Here is a 21,208-nt window from a genome sequence, read left to right as displayed (position 1 = left end):
CGCGATGACCTCGCCGCCCACCCCCACCGGCCCGTTCATCCGCGCATGCCACCATCGGGCGGTGGACTACCCGAACGACCAGGCACCTGGCGCACCCATCCGCTCCGGCATCCCGGAGCACGGCCGCATCCCCAAGTACTACGCGGTCAAGGCCCAAATCTCGCTGCTCCTCGACGAGTTGGGTGAGGGCGGGCTCCTGCCCACCGAGCGGGATCTCGCCCTGCGCCACGAGGTGTCGCGCGAGACCGTGCGGCAGGCGCTGCGCGAACTCCTGCTGGAGGGGCGGCTGCGGAGGCAGGGACGCGGGACCGTCGTCGCCGGGCCCAAGCTGGAGCAGCCGCTCTCGCTCGCCAGCTACACCGAAGGGGTCCGCCGCCAGGGCAGACGGCCCGGCCGGCATCTGATCGGGCTGGAGCGCTTCCCCTGCCCCGACGCCCTCGCCGCCGAGATCGGGGTCAGGCGGGGCGAACCCGTCTGGCACCTGGAGCGTGTGCTGCTCGCCGACGACGAGCGGGTCGGGCTGGAGAGCACCTACGTCAGTGTCGCCCGACTCCCGCGCCTGGACGTGGAGTTCGACCCCGACTCCTCCTTCTACGCCTACCTCCGCGACCGGCTCGGCATCGCCTTCGGGGACGCCGACGAGCGCATCGAGACGGTGCTCGCCACCCCTCGCGAGGCCCTGCTCATCGGCACCCCGCCCGCCCTGCCGATGCTTCTGCTCCACCGTCTCTCCCGGGACGCCGAGGGGCGGCCGCTGGAGCGGGTGCGGACCCTCTTCCGGGGGGACCGGTTCTCCTTCACCACGCACCTGGGGGAGTCCGCTCGACGTGAAGCGCCCTAGCCGAGCGCGCCTCCGCCGGACGGTCCCGGCACCGTCGCCGCGCCTCCGGCGGTCTTCCCGGTCCGCTCGGCCGCACCCGGGGTGGCAGATTTCTTGACGGCCGGTCCGGACGGCTTTTCATACATCCGACGCCGCCCGCCCAAGAGTTCGCCGAGCAGCTGATTTCTCGGCCGCCCCCTTCCCGGGATGCACTTCTCCGTGCCTGCGGGGAGCCCCGGCGCGCGCTGGGATAATAATGTGCGCTCCGCGTACGCTGGTAAAAGAAGGGGTGGGCATGGTAAATCCCCTTACTTTCTTTCGAGCATGCACACCTGAGAGTGCATCAAGGGGCGTTAATCGCCCGTTTCCGGCCACCTGGCTGAATGAGCGAATGTGTCCACCGAGATAATTCGAGCGGGTTGTGCTTCCTCAACGCGGCCTCTGGTGAATGCAGTTGGCAAGTGAAACCATCGCGTGGCCGATCGTTCTCCTGCTTTCCCCTAGCGGATTTATCGCGTGAATGTCGAGGGGCCAAGCCGGTGATTGCGTGGCTTGCGCAAGAGTGAATAGCTTCTCGGTGACGCCACTTCTGCGTGACGGCCTATGAGCCGATTTTTGTTCCGCGCCCGACTGCAGGCCGCAGAGGGCAGTGTGAGGAGCTTCGCAAACGCATGCGAAGTGGCGACCCCCACGGTCCGCGGTCCCGCGTCATGCCGGATCGCATTTCCCTCAGGAGTGGTCCACTGATGACCATCACAGAGCAGCCTTTTCACGGCTGGTCCCCCGAAGCCGTCGTCTTCGACTGCGACGGCACTCTCATGGACACCGAACAGCATTGGCAGGATGCCCGAGGCCTGGCCTTCCGGGACTTCGGTCTGCGGCCGGCGCCGGGGTTCGCCGAACGTGCCAAAGGAGTCCACTACCTCGACTGCGGCCGGATGATGGCCGAGGAGGCCGACAAGCCCGACCTGGCACCGGAGCTCACCGAGTCGCTGCTCGCCCACTTCATGGAGCGCGTCGCCGATGACCCGGTGACCATGCCCGGAGCGGCCGAGTTCGTCCGGAACCTGTCCGGCCGCCTTCCCCTCGCGGTCGCGAGCAACTGTCCCCTCGCGGTGGTCGAGAGGAGTCTGGAGCAGGCCGGCCTGCTGTCGCACTTCGGTCACATCGTCGTCCCCGGCGACCCGGAATCGACCGGTGCGGCCACCGGGAGCCCGGACACCGGGGAACTCATCAGGCCCAAGCCGTGGCCGGACGTCTATGCCGCCGCCGCACGGCTGTGCGGGGCCCGGAGCGAACGGACGCTGGCCGTGGAGGACTCGTTCACGGGCATCGAGTCGGCCCGCCGGGCGGGGCTACGCGTGGTGGGGGTCGGCAAGCCGCCCGGCGACGGCCGGGAGAGCACGGTCGATCTCTGGGTGCCCACCCTCCACGCTCCCGAGCTGCTGGACCTGGACTGGGTGCGGGCCGGGTAGCGGCGGGGGCGTCGCCTCAGCCGGTGGCGCGTACGGCGTCCAGGCGTGCGCCCAGGTCAGGAGTCCCTGCCTGAGCGCAGGACAGCAGGAGGGCGACGCCGACGGCCCCCGGGTCGGGAATCCCTTCTGTGCGTCCACCGAGGTAACTGGAGCGCCCCATACGAGCCCGGAGCCTCGCGGTCGCGGCCACCCCGTCCCACGCGGACTCGGCCGCGATCGCGAGCGCGTCGGCCGCGGGGGTGTTCGGGGCGGTCGAGCGCAGCGCGTCGGTGGCGGGGGCCAGGGCGTCGACGAGGGTCTTGTCCCCTGGCCGGGCGTCTCCGACGCGTTGGATCGCGGCGAGGCCGCCGGCGAAGCCGTCGGCCAGCGCGGGGGTGGTGAGCCCGCCCTCGGCGATCGCTGCGGCCAACGACTGCAACAGGAGGCCGAAGAGGGGGCCGCTCGTACCGCCGACCTCGTCGAGAAAGGCCTCGGCCGTGGCCAGCAGCGGTGCGGAGGGATCGGAACCCGGGTCCGGGAGCCGGTCCCAGCGGGCTCGGGCAGCGTCCACGCCGGCGGTGAGGTTGGCTCCGAAGTCTCCGTCGCCGACCTGCTGGTCAAGAGCGGTGAGCAGGGGCTCGTCACGGTGGGCCGCTTCCGCGAAACGCCGCATCCAGCCGTCGGTGAAGTGGGCGCTGCTGGCAGGCTCGGTCATGGGGATCCTCCCGGTGTCGGCTGCGGTGGAATGGGGCCGCTCTTCACCAGCGCAGGGCCGGGGTGTGGACCGGTGCGTCGAACAGGCTGAGGGTCTGGGGGTCGACGGCCATCAGGGTGATGGAGAACCCGTGCATGTCCAGGGAGGTGATGTAGTTGCCGACCAGGCTTCGGGCGAGTGGCACCCCGGCGCCCCGCAGCTGGTGGACGAGCTGCCCGTGGGCCGCGTACAGCTCCAGCAGGGTGGTGGCGCCGAGGCCGTTGACCAGCGATATCACCGGGGTGTCGGCGGGCAGCGCACCGAGCAGTTCCGTCGTCATCCGTTCGACCAGGTCGGGCAGCGGCCGGCGGGGCGTGGTCGAACTGGCGCGTTCACCGTGGATGCCCACCCCGTACTCCAGCTGGCCCGCGTCCAGGGTGAAGGCGGGTTCACCGGTGGCGGGGGACGTGTGTGCGGAGGTGGCGATGGCGAGGGAACGGCAGCGCGCCACGAGCCGTTCGCCCAGATCCCGGAGTTCGGCGAGTCCCATGCCGGTGTCCGCCGCGGCACCGAGGATCTTCTCCACCAGGACGGTGCCACCCGTTCCACGCCGTCCGGCGGCGATGTCCGCCGCGTCGGAGGCGAGGTCGTCGTCGACGAGGACGCGGGCGCACGGTATGCCCTGGTGGGCCAGGCGCTCGGCGGCGATGCCGAAATTGATGCGGTCGCCGGTGTAGTTCTTCACCAGATGGAGAACCCCTTCCGGGCGGGCGACCGCGAGAGACGCCTCGTACACCTGCCGATTGTGCGGGGAAGCGAACACCCGTCCGGGAACAGCGGCGTCGAGCATGCCCCGTCCGACATATCCGCAGTGCAGAGGCTCGTGACCCGATCCCCCGCCGGAGAGCAGGCCGACGACCCGCGTCGCAGAGGTGTCGCGCGCCGTGAGGAAGCCGAGCCCGGGGTGGGCCGAAACCAGTTCCTTGTGGACGTCGGCGAAGGAGCGCAGCGCTTCGGAGGCGAGGTCACCGGTGGCGGTCTCGAAGTACGCGGACATCTCACTCCTCGGATATCCAGGCGCACCAGCGGACCGACGGGCCGCGGGGGCGGACACGGTTTCACCAGGTTGCGGTGGCGGCAGGTGCCGCGCAAGTCCGTAGAGATATCGCATGTGAGTTCGCATACCGATGTGCCCTCGACCAGACCCCGCGGTCGGGCGTCGTCGGTACGTCTCCTCCTGTCGCCGGCGCGGAGCGCTGATGGTCCTCGGAGCGGGGGAGGGGGAGCGAGGCGGGGCCCGGGATCAGCCCCTCCTTTCGACGGCCGGCCGCAACAGGACGGGACGCAGCCGCTTGTAGCCGCGTACGGACACGGGGCGCAGGGCTTTCAGGGTGTAGTCGGCCAGATGTGCCAGCTCCGCGGCCAACTCGGTGTCCACCAGCGTCGTACCGGGACGGGCCAGAGCCGTGAGGCGAGCCGCTGTGTTGACCGTACTTCCGTACACGTCACCGAATCGGTTGAGTACGGCACCATGCGCCAGACCGGTACGCAGGCGGGGCAGTGCGGGGTCCGCCTCGGTGCGGGAGGCGATCTCCAGGGCGATGCCGGCGGCGTCGTCGGCCGTGTCGGCGACGAAGAGGACCTCGTCACCGATGGTCTTGACGACCCGCCCCCGCCCCTCGGCGATCACGCTCGTCGTCAGCTCCTCGAACCGGTCGATCATCCGGGCCAGCTCCGGGCCGTCCAGTCCCCGGGTCATGCGTGTGTAACCCACCATGTCGGTGAATCCCACCGCCCGACGCAGGACGGGAAACGCGCCGGCGCCCTTCGCCTGGGACGACCTGGTGTCCTCCCCGCCCCCGTCGGGCTTGTCCTCCCGCGGGAGTGTCCGCGCGGCGTGCGCGGCCAGATGGCGCCGCCACACGTGTCGCTGCAGCAGTTCCAGTTCCGGCAGCAGGGTCAGGACCGATTCCTCGGCCCGATCGCCGCCCTCGGCGGTGATCTGTGATGCCAGGGTGTGCACCTGCCACTCGGCCAGCCGGGACAGGTGGTGGGCCAGGGCTCGTGCCATCATCGTCTCGCTCTCGGCGGTGATGACCCCGGCGTGGATGAGCCGCTCCCCGGCGCGCAACGCCTCCACATCGGCATCGGTGAACGCCGGGTCCTCGTCGGCGACGGCCGGGAATCCCAGAGCGCGCCATATCCGCGCCGCGTGTTCGGTCCCGACGCCGGCCAGGTGGGCGACCTCGGACCGGGTCCACGTACGCGGCCCCAGCAGCAGCGATTCGACGGACTCGTATCCCGCTCGTCCGTCGCCCCCCGGCTCTTCGGACGGGGCCGGCTCCGTGGCCGGCTGGTCCCCCGACGGCGTGCTCATGTGGTGTGCACGATGAGTACGTCCACGCCCGCCTTGCGCGCGACATCCGCGGGCACCGACCCCAGGAGGCGGCCGGCCAGGGACCGCAGGCCGCGGTTGCCCACCACCAGGAGGTCGGCCGAGCACTCCCGGGCCACCTGCATGAGCACCGCGACGGGTTCCCCATCCACCGCCCGCAACCGCACGCCCGCCGCTCCCTGGGCTTCGGCGCGCACGCGGGCGACCCGCAGGCTCTCCTCCGCGGGGGCGGACCCCACCACCTGGTAGGCCTCCTCGCCCAGCTCGTGCCGCGCCTTGGCCAACTCCGGCCCGGACAAGGGCTGATAGGCGCAGACGACCACCAGGTCCGCCTGGGCGCCCGCGGCCAGGCGCGCCGCACCCTCCACCGCTGTGAACGAGGACGGCGAGCCGTCCGTGCCGACGAGAACTGTCCGATAGAGGTGCACGCCCAACTCCCTACCTGTGAAAGTTACTTACTCCAGAGTAAGTAACAGTGTGCGGTCTGTCGAGACGGCATCGCGCCTGTCGGCGGCAGCGGTCGCCGCCCGCCTGCTCGGCCTCCTCCCCTGCCGGGGCGCCGGACCAGGGGGCGTGCCGGGGGGATGCGGTTAGGTGACGAATGCATAACGGGTCTAGTCCAAGCTTGGGGGGTCGTTCACCATCCCGTTGTCGACCGGATGTGTCCGGGACACCCGACCCGAGGAGCGTGGCCGCCGTGAGAGTCATCGTCGTAGGAGCCGGCGTGGTGGGAACCATGCACGCCTGGCACGCAGTCAGCCGCGGCCACGAGGTCGTACAGATCGAGCGCGAGAGCGAGGCGCGCGGGGCATCGCTCCGGAATTTCGGACAGATCTGGGTCAGCGGCAGAGCCGGTGGCGAGGAGCTGGAGACCGCCCTGCGGGCCCGGGAGCTGTGGGAGGGGATCGGGCGGCGGGTGCCGGGGCTCGGCTTCCGGGCCTGCGGTTCGCTCACCCCGCTGCGGACCCCCGCCGAAACCGCCGTCGCCGAGGCGGCCCTCGCCCGGGCCGACGCCGCCGCGCGCGGCTACAAGCTGCTCACCGCCCAGGAGGCCCGCGCCCTCAACCCCGCGCTGCGCGGCACGTTCACCGCCGCCCTGTGGTGCGAGCGCGACGCGGCGGTCGAACCGCGCACCGCCCAACTCGCCCTGAAGGAAGAGCTGCTGCTCTCCGGGCGGTACGCCTTCCTCGGTGGCCGCGAGGTCCGCGAGGTCGTGGGGACCGCCTCCGTGCGCGACGACCACGGTGACGTCCACACCGGTGACGCCGTGATCCTGGCGACCGGCGCCTGGCTCGGGGGGCTCGTCCGCGAACTGGCCGGTCCCGAGCTGCCCGTGCGCCGCGTCCGCCTCCAGATGATGCAGACCGACCCCCTCGGCGAGCCCCTCACCACCTCGGTGGCCGACGCCGACAGCTTCCGCTACTACCCCGCATACCGCAGCGAGGCCCTGGACGCCCTCAACGCCCACCAGCCCCAGGACCCGGTCGCCGCCGAGCACCGCATGCAGCTCCTCATGGTGCAGCGCGGCGACGGCGGGCTGACCATCGGGGACACGCACGAGTACGAGCACCCCTTCGCCTTCGACACCGTCGAGGAGCCGTACGAGCACCTCACCCGGGTCGTCGAGACCTTCCTCGGCCGGCCGCTGCCGCGCATCAGGCACCGCTGGGCGGGCGTCTACGCCCAGTGCACCGACACCTCACGCGTCGTCCACCGCCAGCAGGTGCGCGACGGGGTCTGGCTCATCACCGGGCCCGGCGGGCGGGGCATGACCTGCTCGCCCGCCATCGCCGAAACGACCGCAGACCAACTGGGCTGGTGACCGACATGACTTCAGCGACACCCACGACCGACAACCCCTTCAACCTCGTCGTCCTCGACATGGCCGGGACCACCGTCGCCGACGGCGGACTCGTCGAACAGGCCTTCTCCGCCGCCGCCGAACGCCTCGGTGTGCAACCGGGATCGGGCGAGCACGAGCGCCAACTCGGCTATGTGCGCGCCACCATGGGTGAGTCCAAGATCTCCGTCTTCCGGCACCTCTTCGGCGACGAGGAGAAGGCCCGGTCCGCCAACGCCGCCTTCGAGGAGGCGTACGGGGAGCTCGTCGACGGCGGCCTTGCCGCCCCGATCCCCGGAGCGCGGGAGGCCGTGGAGCGGCTCATCGGCGAGGGGCGGACCGTCGTCCTGACCACCGGGTTCGCCCGCACCACCCAGGACGCCATCCTCGCCGCACTCGGCTGGCAGGACCTCGTCCCCCTCACCCTCTGCCCCGCCGACGCGGGCGGCCGGGGGCGCCCCTACCCGGACATGGTGCTGGCCGCCTTCCTGCGCACGGGTGCGGTGGACGACGTGCGGCGGATCGTGGTGGCCGGGGACACCTCGTACGACATGCTCAGCGGTGTGCGTTCCGGCGCCGGGCTCGTCGCCGGTGTCCTCACCGGTGCCCACGACGGCGGGCAGCTGGAGCGGCACGGCGCGACTCATGTCCTCGGGTCGGTCGCGGAGCTGCCGGACCTCATCGCACGGGCCGAGGCATGAGCCCCGGAAACCCCGCCGCCCCCAGCGGCGTCCGGTTCGACGGGGTCAGCGTCGCGTACGGGCACAACACCGTCCTGGACCGCCTGGACCTCACCGTCGAACCCGGCGAGGTCATGGCCCTCCTCGGGCCCTCCGGCTCCGGCAAGACCACCGCTCTGCGCGCCGTCGCCGGGTTCGTCCGGCCCGCCTCCGGGCGGGTGTTCATCGGCGGGCGGGAGGTGACCCAACTGCCCCCGCACCGGCGGGGCATCGGCATGGTGGTGCAGCAGTACGCGCTCTTCCCGCACCTCAAGGTCAAGGACAACGTCGCCTTCGGCCTGAAGGCCCACCGCACCCCCAAGGCCGAGATCGCCGGGCGGGTGGCCGAGGCCCTCGAACTCGTCGGGATGGCCGGGTACGCCGCCCGCCACCCCCGCGAGCTATCCGGCGGCCAGCAGCAGCGCGTCGCCATCGCCCGCGCCCTGGCCATCCGGCCCGGCGTCCTCCTCCTCGACGAACCGCTCTCCGCACTCGACGCCCGGCTCCGCTCCGGCATGCTCGCCGAACTCGCGCGGCTGCACCGCGAGTTGCCCCACGTATCCATCCTGTACGTCACCCACGACCAGGTCGAGGCGCTCACCCTGGCCGACCGGATCGCCGTCATGGACCGTGCCCGGCTCCAGGACTGCGGCACCCCCGAGGAGCTGTACCGGCGGCCCCGTACGCAGTTCACCGCGTCGTTCGTCGGCAACGCCAACCTCCTCCCGGTCACCGTCACAGCCCCGGGGCGCGTGGACCTGGCGGGCACCTCCCTCGACGTCCCCACCGAGGCCGCCGCCCAAGGGGCCACCGCCACCCTCTGCGTCCGCCCGCACCTCGTCGGCCTCGGCGCCGGGCCCAACGCGCTCAGCGGCACGGTCACCGAGGTCCAGTGGCGCGGCTCCACCCACCGCGTCCACGCCGACATCGACGGCCACCGCCTGATGGCCGACCTCCGCGAACTCCGTGAGCCCCCGGCCCTCGGCGCTCCGGTCACCCTGCACTTCGCGGCGGAGGACGCGGTGCTCCTCCCGGCCGGGACGGCACCGGAGGCCGCCCCGCCGAAGGCCGAGGCGGTGGCCAGTGGCTAGCACCGCTGCCTCCAGCACCAACGCCGCGAGCGGCGGGAGAGCCGCGGGCCCGCCCGGCCCCGGCACGGCACCCACCCGCCTCAGGCGGACGCCCACCTGGGCCTGGGCCCTCCCGCCCGTCCTCGTCCTCGCGCTCGGCTTCCTCTACCCGCTGGCCCTCGTCGTCCGGCAGTCCTTCACCCCCGAATCCCTGGACGAGGGCGGCGCCTCCCTCGCCCCCTACACCGAGGTCCTCGCCTCCACCGCCTTCCGCGAGGCGCTCACCACCACCGTCCGGCTCGCGGTCGGCGCCACCGTCGGCTGTCTGGTCCTCGGCTTCGCCCTCGCCCTGGTCATCGCCTTCGTGCCGTTCCCCGGCGGCAAGGCCGTCGCCCGGTTCATCGACGTCTTCCTCTCCTTCCCGTCCTTCCTCATCACGCTGGCCCTGCTCTTCCTCTACGGGTCGGTCGGGATGGCCAACGGCGCCTGGACGGGCGTCACCGGAGCGGCCGAGGGGCCCTTCCACTTCCTGACCACCCCGTGGGGCGTCCTGCTCGCGGAGATCACGTACTTCACCCCCTTCGTGATGCGCCCGCTGCTCGCCGCCTTCTCCCAGCTCGACACGGCCCAGCTGGAAGTGGCCTCCTCGCTCGGCGCCGGGCCGCTGCGGACCGTGCGGCAGGTGATCCTGCCCGAGGCGCTCCCCGCGCTCGCGTCCGGCGGCAGCCTCGTGCTGGTGCTCTGCCTCAACGAGTTCGGGATCGTCCTGTTCACCGGGGCGAAAGGGGTCACGACGCTGCCGATGCTCGTCTACAGCAAGGCGATCCTGGAGTCGGACTACCCGGCCGCCTGTGTCGTCGCCGTCGTCAACATCGTTCTCTCCGTGGGCCTTTACGGCCTGTACCGGGTGGTGAGCCGTCGTGCTGGTGCATAGCCGTACGGGAAAGTGGGCCACCTGGTCCGCCTTCGCACTCCTCTTCGTCCCCCTCTTCGCCCTGCCCCTCCTCGTCATCCTCGCCGCCTCGTTCTCCACCAACTGGTCCGGCGCCCTCCCCTCCGGCCCCACCACCACCCGCTACGCCGCCGCGACCAGCGGCGACTCCCTCCAGGCGCTGACCACCAGCCTGGTGACCGCGCTCTGCGCCGGCGTGCTCGCCCTGGTCCTCGGCGGCTGGGCGGCGCTCGCCGCCGGCTCCCTCGGGCGGCGCGGGAAGCGGTTCCTGGACGCGCTGTTCATGCTGCCGGTCGCCGTGCCGTCCGTGGTCGTCGGCCTCGCGGTGCTCGTCGCCTTCAGCCGGCCGCCGGTGCTCCTCAACGGCACCCGCTGGATCGTGATCATCGCCCACACGGTCCTGGTCACCGCCTTCGCCTACCAGTCCGTCTCGGCCGCCGCCCGGCGCCTGGACCCGATGTACGAGCAGGCCGCTGCCAGCCTCGGCGCGAGCCCCGCCCGCGTCCTGTGGCGGGTCAGACTGCCGCTCCTGCTGCCCTCGCTCACCGCGGCCGCCGGGCTCTGCTTCGCCCTGTCCATGGGGGAGTTGAGCGCCACGATGATGCTCTACCCGCCGGACTGGACCCCGCTGCCGGTGCAGATCTTCGCCGCCACCGACCGTGGCTCGCTCTTCACCGGCGCCGCGCTCGCCGTGGTCCTGATGGGGACGACGCTCCTCGTCCTGACGGCCGTCTCCCGCATCCGGACCCGCGCCTCCTACCGCTGAGAACCCGAACCCCGTCACGCAACCGCTCCAGGAGAAGACATCCCATGCGCACCCATGCCCTCACGCAGCCCGTCGCCGTCCTCGGCGCCCTCTCCCTCGCCGCTCTCACCCTCACCGCCTGCGGTGGCACCTCCGCCGCCTCCGACGAGAAGGTCGTCACCGTCTACAGCGCCGACGGCCTCAAGGGCGAGAACGGCGAGGGCTGGTACGACAAGGTCTTCGAGGAGTTCGAGAAGGAGACCGGCATCAAGGTGAAGTACGTCGAGGGCGGCTCCGGCGAGATGGTGCAGCGCACCGTCCGCGAGAAGTCCAACACCCAGGCGGATGTGCTCGTCACCCTCCCGCCCTTCATCCAGCAGGCCGACTCCAAGGGGCTTCTCGCGGCGTACGAGCCCGCGGGCGCCGACCAGGTCGACGCGGCGGACAAGGCGCCCGATGCCAAGTGGACCTCCGTCGTCAACAACTACTTCGGCTTCATCTACAACAAGCAGCGGCTGAAGACCCCGCCCCGCACCTGGGAGGAGCTGCTGGACGCCTCGTACAAGGAGAAGGTCCAATACTCCACCCCCGGCGTCGCCGGTGACGGGACCGCCGTCCTCATCAAGGCGATGCACGACTTCGGCGGCAAGGAGCCGGCCATGGAGTACCTGAAGCGGCTCCAGACCAACAACGTCGGCCCGTCCGCCTCCACCGGCAAGCTCGCCCCCAAGGTCGACAAGGGGGAACTCCTCGTCGCCAACGGGGACGTCCAGATGAACTACGCCCAGTCCAAGGACATGCCCAACCTCGGCATCTGGTTCCCGGCCAAGGGCGACGGGAAGCCCACCAGCTTCGCCCTCCCGTACGCGGCCGGGCTGCTGGCGAAGGCCCCGCACAGCGAGAACGGCAAGAAGCTGCTGGACTTCCTCCTCTCCGAGAAGGCCCAGCGCGATGTCAGCGCGGTCGGCGGCGGGTTCGCCGCCCGCAAGGACATCAAGGCCACCGACGCCAACGCCACGGAACTCAAAGGGCTGTTGGAGGGCGTGGAGGTCTTCGAGCCGGACTGGGCGGACATCGGCGCCGACCTGGACAGGTACATCGACGCCTGGAAGTCGGCCACCGGAAGCTGACCGGCCATCTTTCGGCCACGGTCGCCTGCGAAGGTCCATCCCGCACCGCGAAGCTCTGGACTGTGCCCACTTGTCTCGCAAAGGTAACGGGTCTGGTCCAGAAGGTAGTTCACGCCCCGCCATCCACTCCGTGTCACCGTCCCCCTCTGGAGGATCACGTGTCCCGATCCGTCTCCCGGCGCTCCGTGCTCGCCACCACGGCCGCCGCCGCGTCCGCCGCGGCCGTCGGCTCCCTCGCCTCCGCCGCCACCGCGTACGCCGCCCCGCCCACGCTTCCCGACGGCACCAGCCAGGACAAGGTGCTCGTCGTCGGCATCGACGGGCTGCGCCACGACGTCATCGCCGCCGCCGGCGCCCCGCACCTCAAGGGGATGATGGCGAACGGCACGTACGGCACCTCCCTGCTCTACACCAACCCGATGGCCGCCACCTCCTCCGGCCCCGGCTGGTCGACCATCTCCACCGGTGTCTGGCCCGACAAGCACGGCGTGAAGGAGAACTCCTTCGCCGGCAAGAACTACGGGCAGTACCCCGGCTTCCTCGCCCGCCTCGCCCAGGTGAGGCCCCAGCTCTCCACGTACGCCGCCGTCGACTGGAAGCCCCTGGACGCCCAGGGCACGGTCACCCCGGGCGCCGACGCCAAGCTCGTCCTGGACGGCGACCGCGACGGCTACACCGGCCACGACGCCACCATCGCCGCCGGCACCGAGTCGATCCTGCGCAACCAGAACCCGGACGTCCTCTTCGTCTACTTCGGGCAGGTCGACATCGTCGGCCACAACCTCGGCGCGGCCAGCGCCCAGTACCGCCAGGCGCTCGACGTCATCGACGGCTACCTCGGCCGTCTCCTCGCCGCGATCAAGGCCCGTCCGTCGTACGCCACCGAGCGGTGGACGATCATCGTCGCCACCGACCACGGCCACACGGACGCGGGCGGCCACGGCGGCAGCAGCATCGAGGAGCGCCGCACCTTCGTCCTCGCCCAGGGCCCCGGCATCGCCGCGGGTGCCACCCCCGGCGACACCCGCCTCGTCGATGTCGCCGCCACCGTCTTCAAGCAGCTCGGCATCGCACCGGACCCCGCCTGGGGCCTGGACGGCAAGCCGATCCAGGAGCGCTCCACCGACCCCTTCGAGGCCCTCTACCCGGCGCTCGCGGGCCGGGTCGACGAGACCGGCATCCCGGCCGGGGTCCTCGGCTGGACCCACACCGCCCCCAGCGGCTGGTCGGTCATCAACTCGGCGATGGGCACCGGGGGAGTGGCCGAGTGGCGCGGCTGGTCCTTCGCCACCGACGAGTTCTGGAGCCGCACCCAGCGCGATCAGTGGCGTGAGCTGAACGTCCGCTCGCGCGGGATCTTCGCGGTGGCCGACTCCGACGAGTGGGACGACAAGGCCTCCTCCGGCCCCTTCGACTCCACGCTCGTCACCCCGGCGTACGCGGTCGGCGGCAGGTCCACGGTGACGCTGGACTTCACCACCCTCTACCGGCAGGAGGGCAGCCAGAGCGCCCGCGTCCTCGCCTCCTGGAACGGCTCCACCCCGACCGCCGTCAAGAGCTACACCTCCGACGTGATCTCCCAGCCGCAGTCGCTGAAGCTGAGCGTCCCGGCCGGAGCGACCAGTGTGAGCTTCCGGTTCCACTACACCGGCGCCAACAACTGGTACTGGGTGGTCGACGGGGTCAAGATCACCACCGGCTAATTATGCTGGGGGTGCCGGGACGGCGTGGTCCGGGCACCCCCAGCGTGCAGTACGTACGGCAGGAGTCCCCGCACATGGCAGACCGCAAGCCGATCACTTCCTGGCTCACCGACATGGACGGCGTCCTCATCCACGAGGGCATCCCGATCCCCGGCGCCGACGCCTTCATCAAGCGGCTGCGGGATTCCGGGCTCCCTTTCCTCGTCCTCACCAACAACTCCATCTACACCGCGCGCGACCTGCACGCCCGCCTCAGCCGCATGGGCCTGGACGTGCCCGTGGAGAACATCTGGACCTCCGCCCTGGCCACCGCCCAGTTCCTGGACGACCAGCGCCCCGGCGGCACGGCGTACGTCATCGGCGAGGCGGGGCTCACCACCGCGCTGCACGACATCGGGTACGTGCTGACCGACCACGCCCCGGACTACGTGGTGCTCGGCGAGACCCGGACGTACAGCTTCGAGGCGCTCACCAAGGCGATCCGGCTGATCAACGCGGGCGCCCGCTTCATCTGCACCAACCCGGACGAGACCGGTCCGTCCGCCGAGGGCCCGCTGCCCGCCACCGGCTCGGTCGCCGCCCTGATCACCAAGGCCACCGGCAAGGAGCCGTACTTCGCGGGCAAGCCCAACCCGCTGATGATGCGGACCGGGCTGAACGCCATCGGCGCCCACTCCGAGACCAGCGCCATGATCGGCGACCGGATGGACACCGACGTCCTGGCGGGTCTGGAGGCGGGGATGCAGACGTTCCTGGTCCTCACCGGTCTGACGGGCACCGCGGACATCGACCGCTACCCGTTCCGGCCGTCCCACGTCGTCGACTCCATCGCGGATCTGGTCGACCTCATCGACCTGCCGGACCAGGTGGACCGCCCCTGACCCGGCACCGCATCTGACCTGCGCTGACCGCATCCGCAGTCGCTCGAATGGAGGACTGCGGATGCGGGGCGCGGGCCCAGAGCCGAACCTTCCCCTAGGAGGTTCACGATGCGTTCCACGCCCATCACGTTCTGTGCCGCAGCGGCGGCCGCGCTCATAGCCCTGCCCGTGTCCGCCGCCCAGGCATCCCCGGCCGCCCGGGCCGGTGACGACGACCGCAGGACCGGCACCGTCTCGGTCACCCCGTCCACGATCGCCCCGGGCGGGCAGGTGGAACTCTGGGTCGACATCTGCGGCAAGGGCCGTCAGGCCAAGGGCAACTCCGACGCCTTCGTCTCGGAAGCCCACTTCACCCCCGCCGACGAAAGGGGCCTCTTCGCCGAGGCCACCATCCGCTCCGATGCCGAACCCCGCTCCTACGACGTCTGGGTGACGTGCAAGGACGGCCAGGGCAAGGCGACCGGCACCCTCACCGTCATCCACCACACCCGCCCCTCGCCCGTGGCCCCGTCAAGGCGGGCGGCGGAGGCACCGCCACCCTCGCCGAAGAGGCCGCCGAATCCCAGGGCCCAGGCACCCGGCACGCGGTGATCGGCCTCGTCCTCGCCGCCGTCGCCTCCGTGGCCGTGGCCCTGCGCACCTCGCGCCGCCGCCGCGACCCGGCCGCGGACTGACATGCCCGCCCCGGACCGCCCGGCAGGCACCGGGCGACTGCTGACCGGAGTGGCCTGGGCCGTGCTGCTGCTCGGCCTCTGGCTCTGGGGGCGCGACGCGTCCGGCGGGATGTCGGCCCCGACCACCGGGGACGTCGCCGCGGTCGGCCGCCCGCTCGGGGCCCCGCTGCCCCCGGCGCACGAGCCGGTCGAGGGCGCCGCCCCGCGCAGTGTGGAGGTGCCGTCCGTCGGGATCGACGCCCCGGTCGTCCGGCGCGGCCTCGACAAGGACGGGGCCATCGACCCGCCGCCGTACGACCTGCCGCAGACGGCCGGCTGGTACGGCAAGGGCACCGAGCCCGGCGCCGAGGGCCCGGCCCTGCTCGTCGGCCATGTCGACACCGAGACCAGGCCCGCCGTCTTCTACGGGCTCAGCGCGGTGCGGCCGGGCGAGAAGGTGAAGGTGGTCGGGGAGGACGGCAGCGTCGCCGAGTTCACGGTGGACGACGTGCAGGTCGTCACCCGGGAACGCTTCGACGCCAAGAAGGCCTACGGGCCCCGCGTGGACGGCCGGGCGGAGCTGCGGCTGATCACCTGCGGCGGCACGTACGACAAGAAGTCCCGCTCGTACACGGCGAACGTGGTCGTCTCCGCCTACCTCACGGGCGCGCGCGGCGGGTAGGCGAGCGCGGGACATCCGGCCCGGCCGGCGCATCCCGCGAGGGGCGCGCCGACCGGGCCGGCCTCGACCGTGTGCACCGGGCCGCGGGAGTTGCCCGGCGCGGTACGGGAGGACCGTGCGGTACGGGGTCGGTCTCTGCCGCCACTGTAGGGGGACGGGTACCCCGCAGGAGCCGGTTTCGAACAGGATGTCCGGAACCCGGTGCCCCTGTGCGACCGTGGGGAGCGCCGGGCACCGCCGCCGGACGGCCCGGGCCGCTGTGCCAGGATGGCCGGGACCGGCGGCACCGTGGTGCGACCCGTGAGAACGGTGCGGGCAGTGCACCCGAGGGAGAGTGGATGTACGGCAGTTACCGCGGCCGGTCCCGGCCGCGCGGACGTACGGCGGCGGGCCTGAGCGGGAGCGGCGCCCGGGCGGCCGGTACCGCCGCGGCCCTCTGCGCCGCGCTCCTCCTGTCCGGCTGCTCCGGCGACGACGGCGGCGCGGACGGTTCCCCGGTCGTCGGCCAGCGGCCCAAGGCGAAGGACCCGTACTGGGTGAACCCGGACGGCACCGCGGCCCGCCAGGTCGCCGCGTACGAGAAGGTCGGCGACCAGGAGAAGGCCGACCTGATCCGGAAGATCGCCGAGCAGCCGGCCGGGGAGTGGATCGGCCCGGACGACCCGGAGGGCGAGGCCCGGCGGGTCACCGAGGCCGCCGCGAAGGCCGACCGGTACGCGCTGCTGGTCCTCTACAACATCCCGCACCGCGACTGCGGCCAGTTCTCCAAGGGCGGCGCCGCCGACGCGGGCGCCTACCGGGCCTGGGTGGACGGGGTCGCCAAGGGCATCGGGGAACGCCGGGCCACCGTGGTCCTGGAGCCGGACGCCCTGCTCCACCTGGTCGACGGCTGCACGCCCCAGGAGCACCACGACGAGCGGTACGACCTGCTCAAGGGCGCCATCGAACGGCTGAAGAAGCAGCCCGCCACCCAGGTCTACGTCGATGCGGGCAACGCGGGCTGGCAGTCGCCCGAGACCCTGCACGAACCGCTGTGGCGCGCGGGCGTCGAGAAGGCGGACGGCTTCTCGCTCAACGTCTCCAACTTCCGCACGACGGACGTCAGTACGGAGTTCGGCAGGAAGCTGTCCGTGAAGGTGGGCGACAAGCCCTTCGTCATCGACACCAGCCGCAACGGCAACGGCCCCTACGAGGGCGGCGACCCGGCCGAGACCTGGTGCAACCCGCCCGGCCGCGCGCTGGGCGAGCCCCCGACCACGGAGACCGGCGACGAGAAGGTCGACGCCTACCTGTGGATCAAGCGCCCCGGCGAGTCCGACGGCGACTGCAAGGGCGGCCCGAAGGCGGGCGCCTGGTGGCCGGAGTACGCACTCGGCCTGGCCCGCGCCACCACGTAGCGAGCGGTCCAGCGCGATGGACCGCTGGTCGGTCTCGGTGACATGGATGGCCGCCGAGGGCCGCATCAGCTTCGCCGAGGTGATCTTCGAGGCGTGCCGGGTGGTGAGCATGCCGGTCCCGCCGCGCTTGATGCTCTTGGGCCCGGCCGTCAGCTCCGGCCGGGAGTCCCGGCAGAGGCAGGGCGGGGTGTGGAGCTGCGTGGTCCGTGCCGCCGGGAAGGCGCATTCCGTTCGCACGATGCCCCTCGACCGCGCGGGCCTTCACCGGGGCGAAACAACCCCTTTGTCAGCTATGCATGCGATTGGGGAAGCCCGTGTGGCGGGGGCGTGACGAAGTGGTGCCGGGCGCCCCGGAGCCGCCCTGCCGTCGATATGTGACTCTCCGCACTCCGACTGTCGCTGTGCGTCGGCGGCGCGGCGGTGTCATCGACCACGAAGCAGGGAATGATCAAGGCCCCCTCACGCTCGGTGAGGGGGCCTTGATGGTGCGTGCGCCGTCAGGGACTCGAACCCCGGACCCGCTGATTAAGAGTCAGCTGCTCTAACCAACTGAGCTAACGGCGCCTGCTGACCTGGAGAACTCTACCCGACTCCGGCGAGTGCTCCGGACCATTTACCCGCCGCCACGCCCTGTCAGATGGTCGTTTTTTCTCATTGGTCCGTCAAAATGCCTTATGTCGGGAGAGTTGAGACACTGACGCCCGTCGCAGCTGCGCCCAAAGATCTTGACGAGTGACGAGTGCGGAGGGGAATCGCATGACTGTGCCGGTCTTCGAGGAGTACGAGCCCGCCATCGACTGCACCTGTGCGGGGTGCGCCCTGCAGCGGCGGACCGCCGCGCGGGCGGTCCCGGTCCGGTACGGCGGCCACCCCGCCGCGCACGGTGCCCGCCGGGCCCTGGTCCTGGCCACCGCCGCCGGGGTGGTGCTCTCCTGCGGGGCGGCCGGAGCGGCGGCCGCCGCCGGCCACAGCGCCGGGGTCCCCCGCGCCGACCAGGACCCCGAACCCCTGCCGGACACCCCGCAGGGCGAGAAGGGCCCGCTGAAGGGGTCCGGTGCCTCCGGGCCGCCCTCCGACAGCGCGGTGCTGCGCAAGACCACCCGGGCCGAGATCATCAACCGGGCCAAGAAGTGGGTCGACGCGAAGATCCCGTACAGCATGGAGAAATACTGGTCGGACGGGTACCGCCAGGACTGCTCCGGCTATGTGTCGATGGCCTGGAACCTCGGCACCAACGAATGGACCGGCAGCCTGGCGAGCTACGGGACGCGGATCGCCCGCGCCGACCTCCAGCCCGGCGACATGCTCCTCTTCCACAACCCCGCCGACCCCTCCAAGGGCTCCCACGTCACCATCTTCGGCGGCTGGACCGACTACACCCGCACCCACTACATCGCCTACGAGCAGGCGCGCCCGCAGACGCGGAGGCAGTCGACGCCCATGGCGTACTGGAGCAACTCCGACCGCTATGTCGCCTACCGCTACAAGGGCGTCGGCGGCGGCTCGCCCGGCTCGGGCTCCGACACGGCCTTCCCCGGCGCCGGCAAGTTCGGCCCCGGCGCGAACAACGCCCATGTCACCCGGCTCGGCGAGATGCTGATCGCACGCGGCGGCAAGCGGTTCTACGCGGTCGGGCCCGGCCCCGTCTGGGGCGAGGCGGACCGGCGGGCCACACAGGCGTTCCAGCAGGCCCAGGGATGGAAGGGCAAGGAGGCGGACGGCATCCCCGGCCCGGACACCTGGCGCCTGCTGGCCACGGGTAAGGGCCGTGACATCCCGGCCACGGTCACGGGCGGCAGCCCGAACACCTCGGTGGTCTTCCCCGGGCGCGGCTATTTCCAGCCGGGTCAGGCCAACAGCCATGTCGACCGGCTCGGCAAACAGTTGGTGAAGAAGGGATACGGCAAGCACTACGCGTCGGGCCCCGACCCGCGCTGGACCGAGGCGGACCGCCGCAACGTCGAGGCGTTCCAGCGCGCCCAGGGCTGGCGCGGCGGCGCGGCCGACGGATACCCGGGGCCGGAGACCTGGCGCCGGCTCTTCGCCTGAGGGCGTGAAGACCTGACGGACCCGATGGACGCGATGGATCCGACGGACTCGATGAACCCGACGGACTCGACGGATGACGGAAAGGAAACGGGAACCGGTGACCCCAGACCAGAACCCCCACCCCCTGACTGACCACGGCGGCCGCACCCCCGGCGGCGAGACCCCGATGCCCCTGGTGGACGGTGTGGCCCTGCACCAGCCGACCCTTCCGACCCCGCCGCCTCTGTTCCGGCCGAAGGAGGAGGCCTCGCCGGTTTGGGAGGCGCCGGTCGTGGCGGACCTGGGGGCCTCCGAGACCTCCGGGGCCCCCGAGATCCCCGAGGCTTTCGGTGACCCGGGTGCGGCGGCGGACCGGACCCCGGCGGCGGACCCGGACCCGGTGGATTCCGAGGCCTCCGGGGCGCTCGGCGATCCGTGCCCGGCGGCGGACCCGGACCCCGTGGCCGGCGAGACCGCTGCCCCGGCCCCCGCCGCCAAGCCCCTGGTCAAGCCGATCCGGCTGGATCACCCGGGCCGGAGCCTCCATCTGGGCCAGTTCACGACGGATGCGGCGCCCCTCCAGCCCGTCCGGCGTTCGAGGACGGAACCCTCGGCGGAGTGGACCCCGCTCCCGTCGTACGGCGAAGAGGCGGGGCCCCGCCCTACCCCGGCCGCCGACGCGCGGACGGACAGGGCCAAGGACGCCCCGGCCCCCGAGACCGGCCCCGACACCCAACTCGACCTCGTCCTCGACCTGGCCCCCGGCGTCCGCGCCACCTCCGCCACCTTCTCCGTACCCGCCCCGCAACCTCCGCCCCACCCCCGCCGCCACTCCGTCATCGCCAACGAGTCCACCGCCTCCATCCCCGTACACCTGCTCTTCCGTGACGACCCGGAGCAGCCGGAACCCGCCGCCCTCCCCACGACCGTGGCCCGCCCGGCCCCCGGCACCGGCACCGGCCACACCGCCACCCCCGCCGACCGCACCCCCCGCCCCCGCTCATCCCACCCCCGCGTCGCCCCTCCCACCCGCCCCGCCCCCCTCGCCGACCCCCGCCTCGCCGAGCGCCCCGGCCCCGCCCTCCCCGGGTACGCCGCTCTGCTCGCCGGAGCCGCCGGGCTCCTCGGCGTACTGGCTCTCCTCTGGTGGCGCGGCGCCCTGCCCGCCGCCGCACAGAGCGCCGTGGGCCTGGCCCCCCGCCCGTACGAGGGCATCGGCGCCGGGGCCTGGGCCGGGATCGTCCTCCTGGTCACCGTGGTCGTCCTGGCCCTCGGCGGCCTGGGCCGCGGCCGCGTCGGGTACGCCTGGGTGCTGACGCTCTTCGGCGACTACCGGGGGAGCGTCCGCCGCACCGGCCTGGTCTGGGTCTCGCCCCTGCTGCTGCGCCGCCGCGTCGACGTACGCCTGCGGCACTGGCGCAGCGAACCGCTCCCCGCCGTCGACGCCAACGGCACCGCCCTGCGCGTCGTCGTCCTGGTGGTCTGGCGGATCCAGGACACCGTGCGCGCGGCCCTCGGCATCGAGGACCACGAGGCGTATCTGAGCGCGCAGGTCGAGTCGGCCATGGCCCGGGTCCTCTCGCAGCTCCCCGCCGACGCGTTCCACGAGGACGCTCCCACCCTGCGCAACGCGGAGGCGGTCGGCGACGCCCTGACCCGGATGCTGAAGGCGGACTGCGAGCCGGTCGGGGTCGAGGTCTACTCGGCGCAGCCGACCGGGATCGAGTACGCCCCCGAGGTCGCGGCGGCCATGCAGCGGCGGCGGATTGCCGCCATCGACGCCAAGCACCGGGACAGCGTGCTGACTTCGGTGGTGGACGCGGTCGACGACACCGTCAACCGGCTTACCTCGCGCGGCATCGTCGACCTCGACGACTACGAACGTAAAGCGCTGGTCAAGGACTTGACGGTGGCCTTCTACACCGGCCGCGGCGGTGGAGGCGACGGCGCCTGAGCGCAGGACCGGTGGCGGAAGGGCCCGGAGGCATCACTCCGGGCCCTTTTCGCGGCTCCGGAATCCGATGCTCATTGGTCTGGACATGTTC

At 72.1% G+C, this 21,208-nt stretch carries 18 protein-coding genes, 1 tRNA gene and 1 pseudogene; 15 read left to right on the top strand and 5 right to left on the bottom strand.

Annotated elements, in window-relative coordinates:
• Positions 1-61 precede the first annotated feature (61 nt).
• Both D6270_RS11475 and D6270_RS11470 read left to right on the top strand, forming a co-directional pair.
• Entirely contained in the window at positions 62-841 is a 780-nt protein-coding gene (locus tag D6270_RS11475; protein WP_109167488.1) for a GntR family transcriptional regulator, read from the top strand.
• A 725-nt stretch (positions 842-1,566) separates the two neighbouring features.
• On the top strand, positions 1,567-2,295 hold the full coding sequence (locus D6270_RS11470) for an HAD family hydrolase (RefSeq protein WP_109165496.1): 729 nt from the start codon (positions 1,567-1,569) through the stop codon (positions 2,293-2,295).
• 16 nt (positions 2,296-2,311) lie between these two features.
• On the opposite strand, the gene D6270_RS11465 is transcribed toward D6270_RS11470, so the two are convergent.
• The 4 genes from D6270_RS11465 to D6270_RS11450 form a co-directional block, all read right to left on the bottom strand.
• Positions 2,312-2,989, bottom strand: coding sequence for a DAK2 domain-containing protein (locus D6270_RS11465; protein WP_109165497.1), 678 nt, complete (start codon positions 2,987-2,989; stop codon positions 2,312-2,314).
• Between the two features lie 43 nt (positions 2,990-3,032).
• Positions 3,033-4,025: a dihydroxyacetone kinase subunit DhaK gene (locus D6270_RS11460; protein WP_109165498.1), complete on the bottom strand. Its 993-nt coding sequence runs from the start codon at positions 4,023-4,025 to the stop codon at positions 3,033-3,035.
• Positions 4,026-4,271: 246 nt separating this feature from the next.
• Positions 4,272-5,345 (bottom strand): adenylate/guanylate cyclase domain-containing protein, encoded by a 1,074-nt coding sequence (locus D6270_RS11455; protein WP_109165499.1) that lies wholly within the window; start codon positions 5,343-5,345, stop codon positions 4,272-4,274.
• Positions 5,342-5,791 (bottom strand): universal stress protein, encoded by a 450-nt coding sequence (locus tag D6270_RS11450; RefSeq protein WP_109165500.1) that lies wholly within the window; start codon positions 5,789-5,791, stop codon positions 5,342-5,344. The genes D6270_RS11455 and D6270_RS11450 overlap by 4 nt, the downstream gene beginning before the upstream one ends.
• A 269-nt stretch (positions 5,792-6,060) precedes the next feature.
• Between D6270_RS11450 and D6270_RS11445 the strand changes: the two genes are divergently transcribed.
• The 11 genes and pseudogenes from D6270_RS11445 (at position 6,061) to D6270_RS11395 (ending at position 17,135) form a co-directional block, all read left to right on the top strand.
• On the top strand, positions 6,061-7,185 hold the full coding sequence (locus D6270_RS11445) for a TIGR03364 family FAD-dependent oxidoreductase (RefSeq protein WP_109165501.1): 1,125 nt from the start codon (positions 6,061-6,063) through the stop codon (positions 7,183-7,185).
• A 5-nt stretch (positions 7,186-7,190) separates the two neighbouring features.
• A complete protein-coding gene (locus tag D6270_RS11440) occupies positions 7,191-7,904 on the top strand; it encodes a phosphonatase-like hydrolase (protein WP_109165502.1) in 714 nt (237 codons plus the stop codon).
• Complete coding sequence (locus tag D6270_RS11435) at positions 7,901-9,013, top strand: ABC transporter ATP-binding protein (RefSeq protein WP_109165503.1); 1,113 nt, start codon at positions 7,901-7,903, stop codon at positions 9,011-9,013. Before D6270_RS11440 ends, D6270_RS11435 begins: the two co-directional genes overlap by 4 nt.
• Positions 9,006-9,926 carry a 2-aminoethylphosphonate ABC transporter permease subunit gene (locus D6270_RS11430; protein WP_109165504.1) on the top strand — a complete coding sequence of 307 codons (921 nt, stop codon included), beginning with the start codon at positions 9,006-9,008 and terminating at the stop codon, positions 9,924-9,926. Before D6270_RS11435 ends, D6270_RS11430 begins: the two co-directional genes overlap by 8 nt.
• On the top strand, positions 9,913-10,710 hold the full coding sequence (locus D6270_RS11425; protein ID WP_109165505.1) for an ABC transporter permease: 798 nt from the start codon (positions 9,913-9,915) through the stop codon (positions 10,708-10,710). Before D6270_RS11430 ends, D6270_RS11425 begins: the two co-directional genes overlap by 14 nt.
• A 44-nt stretch (positions 10,711-10,754) precedes the next feature.
• A complete protein-coding gene (locus D6270_RS11420; protein WP_109165506.1) occupies positions 10,755-11,819 on the top strand; it encodes a 2-aminoethylphosphonate ABC transporter substrate-binding protein in 1,065 nt (354 codons plus the stop codon).
• A 158-nt stretch (positions 11,820-11,977) separates the two neighbouring features.
• Complete coding sequence (locus tag D6270_RS11415) at positions 11,978-13,522, top strand: alkaline phosphatase family protein (protein WP_109165507.1); 1,545 nt, start codon at positions 11,978-11,980, stop codon at positions 13,520-13,522.
• A 74-nt stretch (positions 13,523-13,596) separates the two neighbouring features.
• Complete coding sequence (locus D6270_RS11410) at positions 13,597-14,403, top strand: HAD-IIA family hydrolase (RefSeq protein WP_109165508.1); 807 nt, start codon at positions 13,597-13,599, stop codon at positions 14,401-14,403.
• Positions 14,404-14,511: 108 nt separating this feature from the next.
• Positions 14,512-15,077, top strand: a pseudogene (locus tag D6270_RS11405) (hypothetical protein).
• A gap of 1 nt (position 15,078) precedes the next feature.
• A complete protein-coding gene (locus tag D6270_RS11400; RefSeq protein WP_109165510.1) occupies positions 15,079-15,738 on the top strand; it encodes a class F sortase in 660 nt (219 codons plus the stop codon).
• Positions 15,739-16,076: 338 nt separating this feature from the next.
• Positions 16,077-17,135: a glycoside hydrolase family 6 protein gene (locus tag D6270_RS11395; protein WP_109165511.1), complete on the top strand. Its 1,059-nt coding sequence runs from the start codon at positions 16,077-16,079 to the stop codon at positions 17,133-17,135.
• 490 nt (positions 17,136-17,625) lie between these two features.
• Here the strand turns inward: D6270_RS11395 and D6270_RS11385 are convergent.
• Positions 17,626-17,699, bottom strand: a tRNA-Lys gene (locus D6270_RS11385).
• 192 nt (positions 17,700-17,891) lie between these two features.
• Here D6270_RS11385 and D6270_RS11380 point away from each other — a divergent pair.
• Both D6270_RS11380 and D6270_RS11375 read left to right on the top strand, forming a co-directional pair.
• A complete protein-coding gene (locus D6270_RS11380; protein ID WP_109165512.1) occupies positions 17,892-19,184 on the top strand; it encodes a peptidoglycan-binding protein in 1,293 nt (430 codons plus the stop codon).
• Between the two features lie 97 nt (positions 19,185-19,281).
• The gene (locus D6270_RS11375) at positions 19,282-21,117 is read left to right on the top strand and encodes an SPFH domain-containing protein (RefSeq protein WP_204117132.1); all 1,836 of its coding nucleotides are present in this window, start codon (positions 19,282-19,284) and stop codon (positions 21,115-21,117) included.
• Positions 21,118-21,208 lie beyond the last annotated feature (91 nt).

It is taken from the genome of Streptomyces griseus subsp. griseus (assembly GCF_003610995.1).
Classification (GTDB): domain Bacteria; phylum Actinomycetota; class Actinomycetes; order Streptomycetales; family Streptomycetaceae; genus Streptomyces.
The sequence above is the reverse complement of the archived record's forward strand: the minus strand, read 5'-3'. Positions and strand labels throughout refer to the sequence as shown.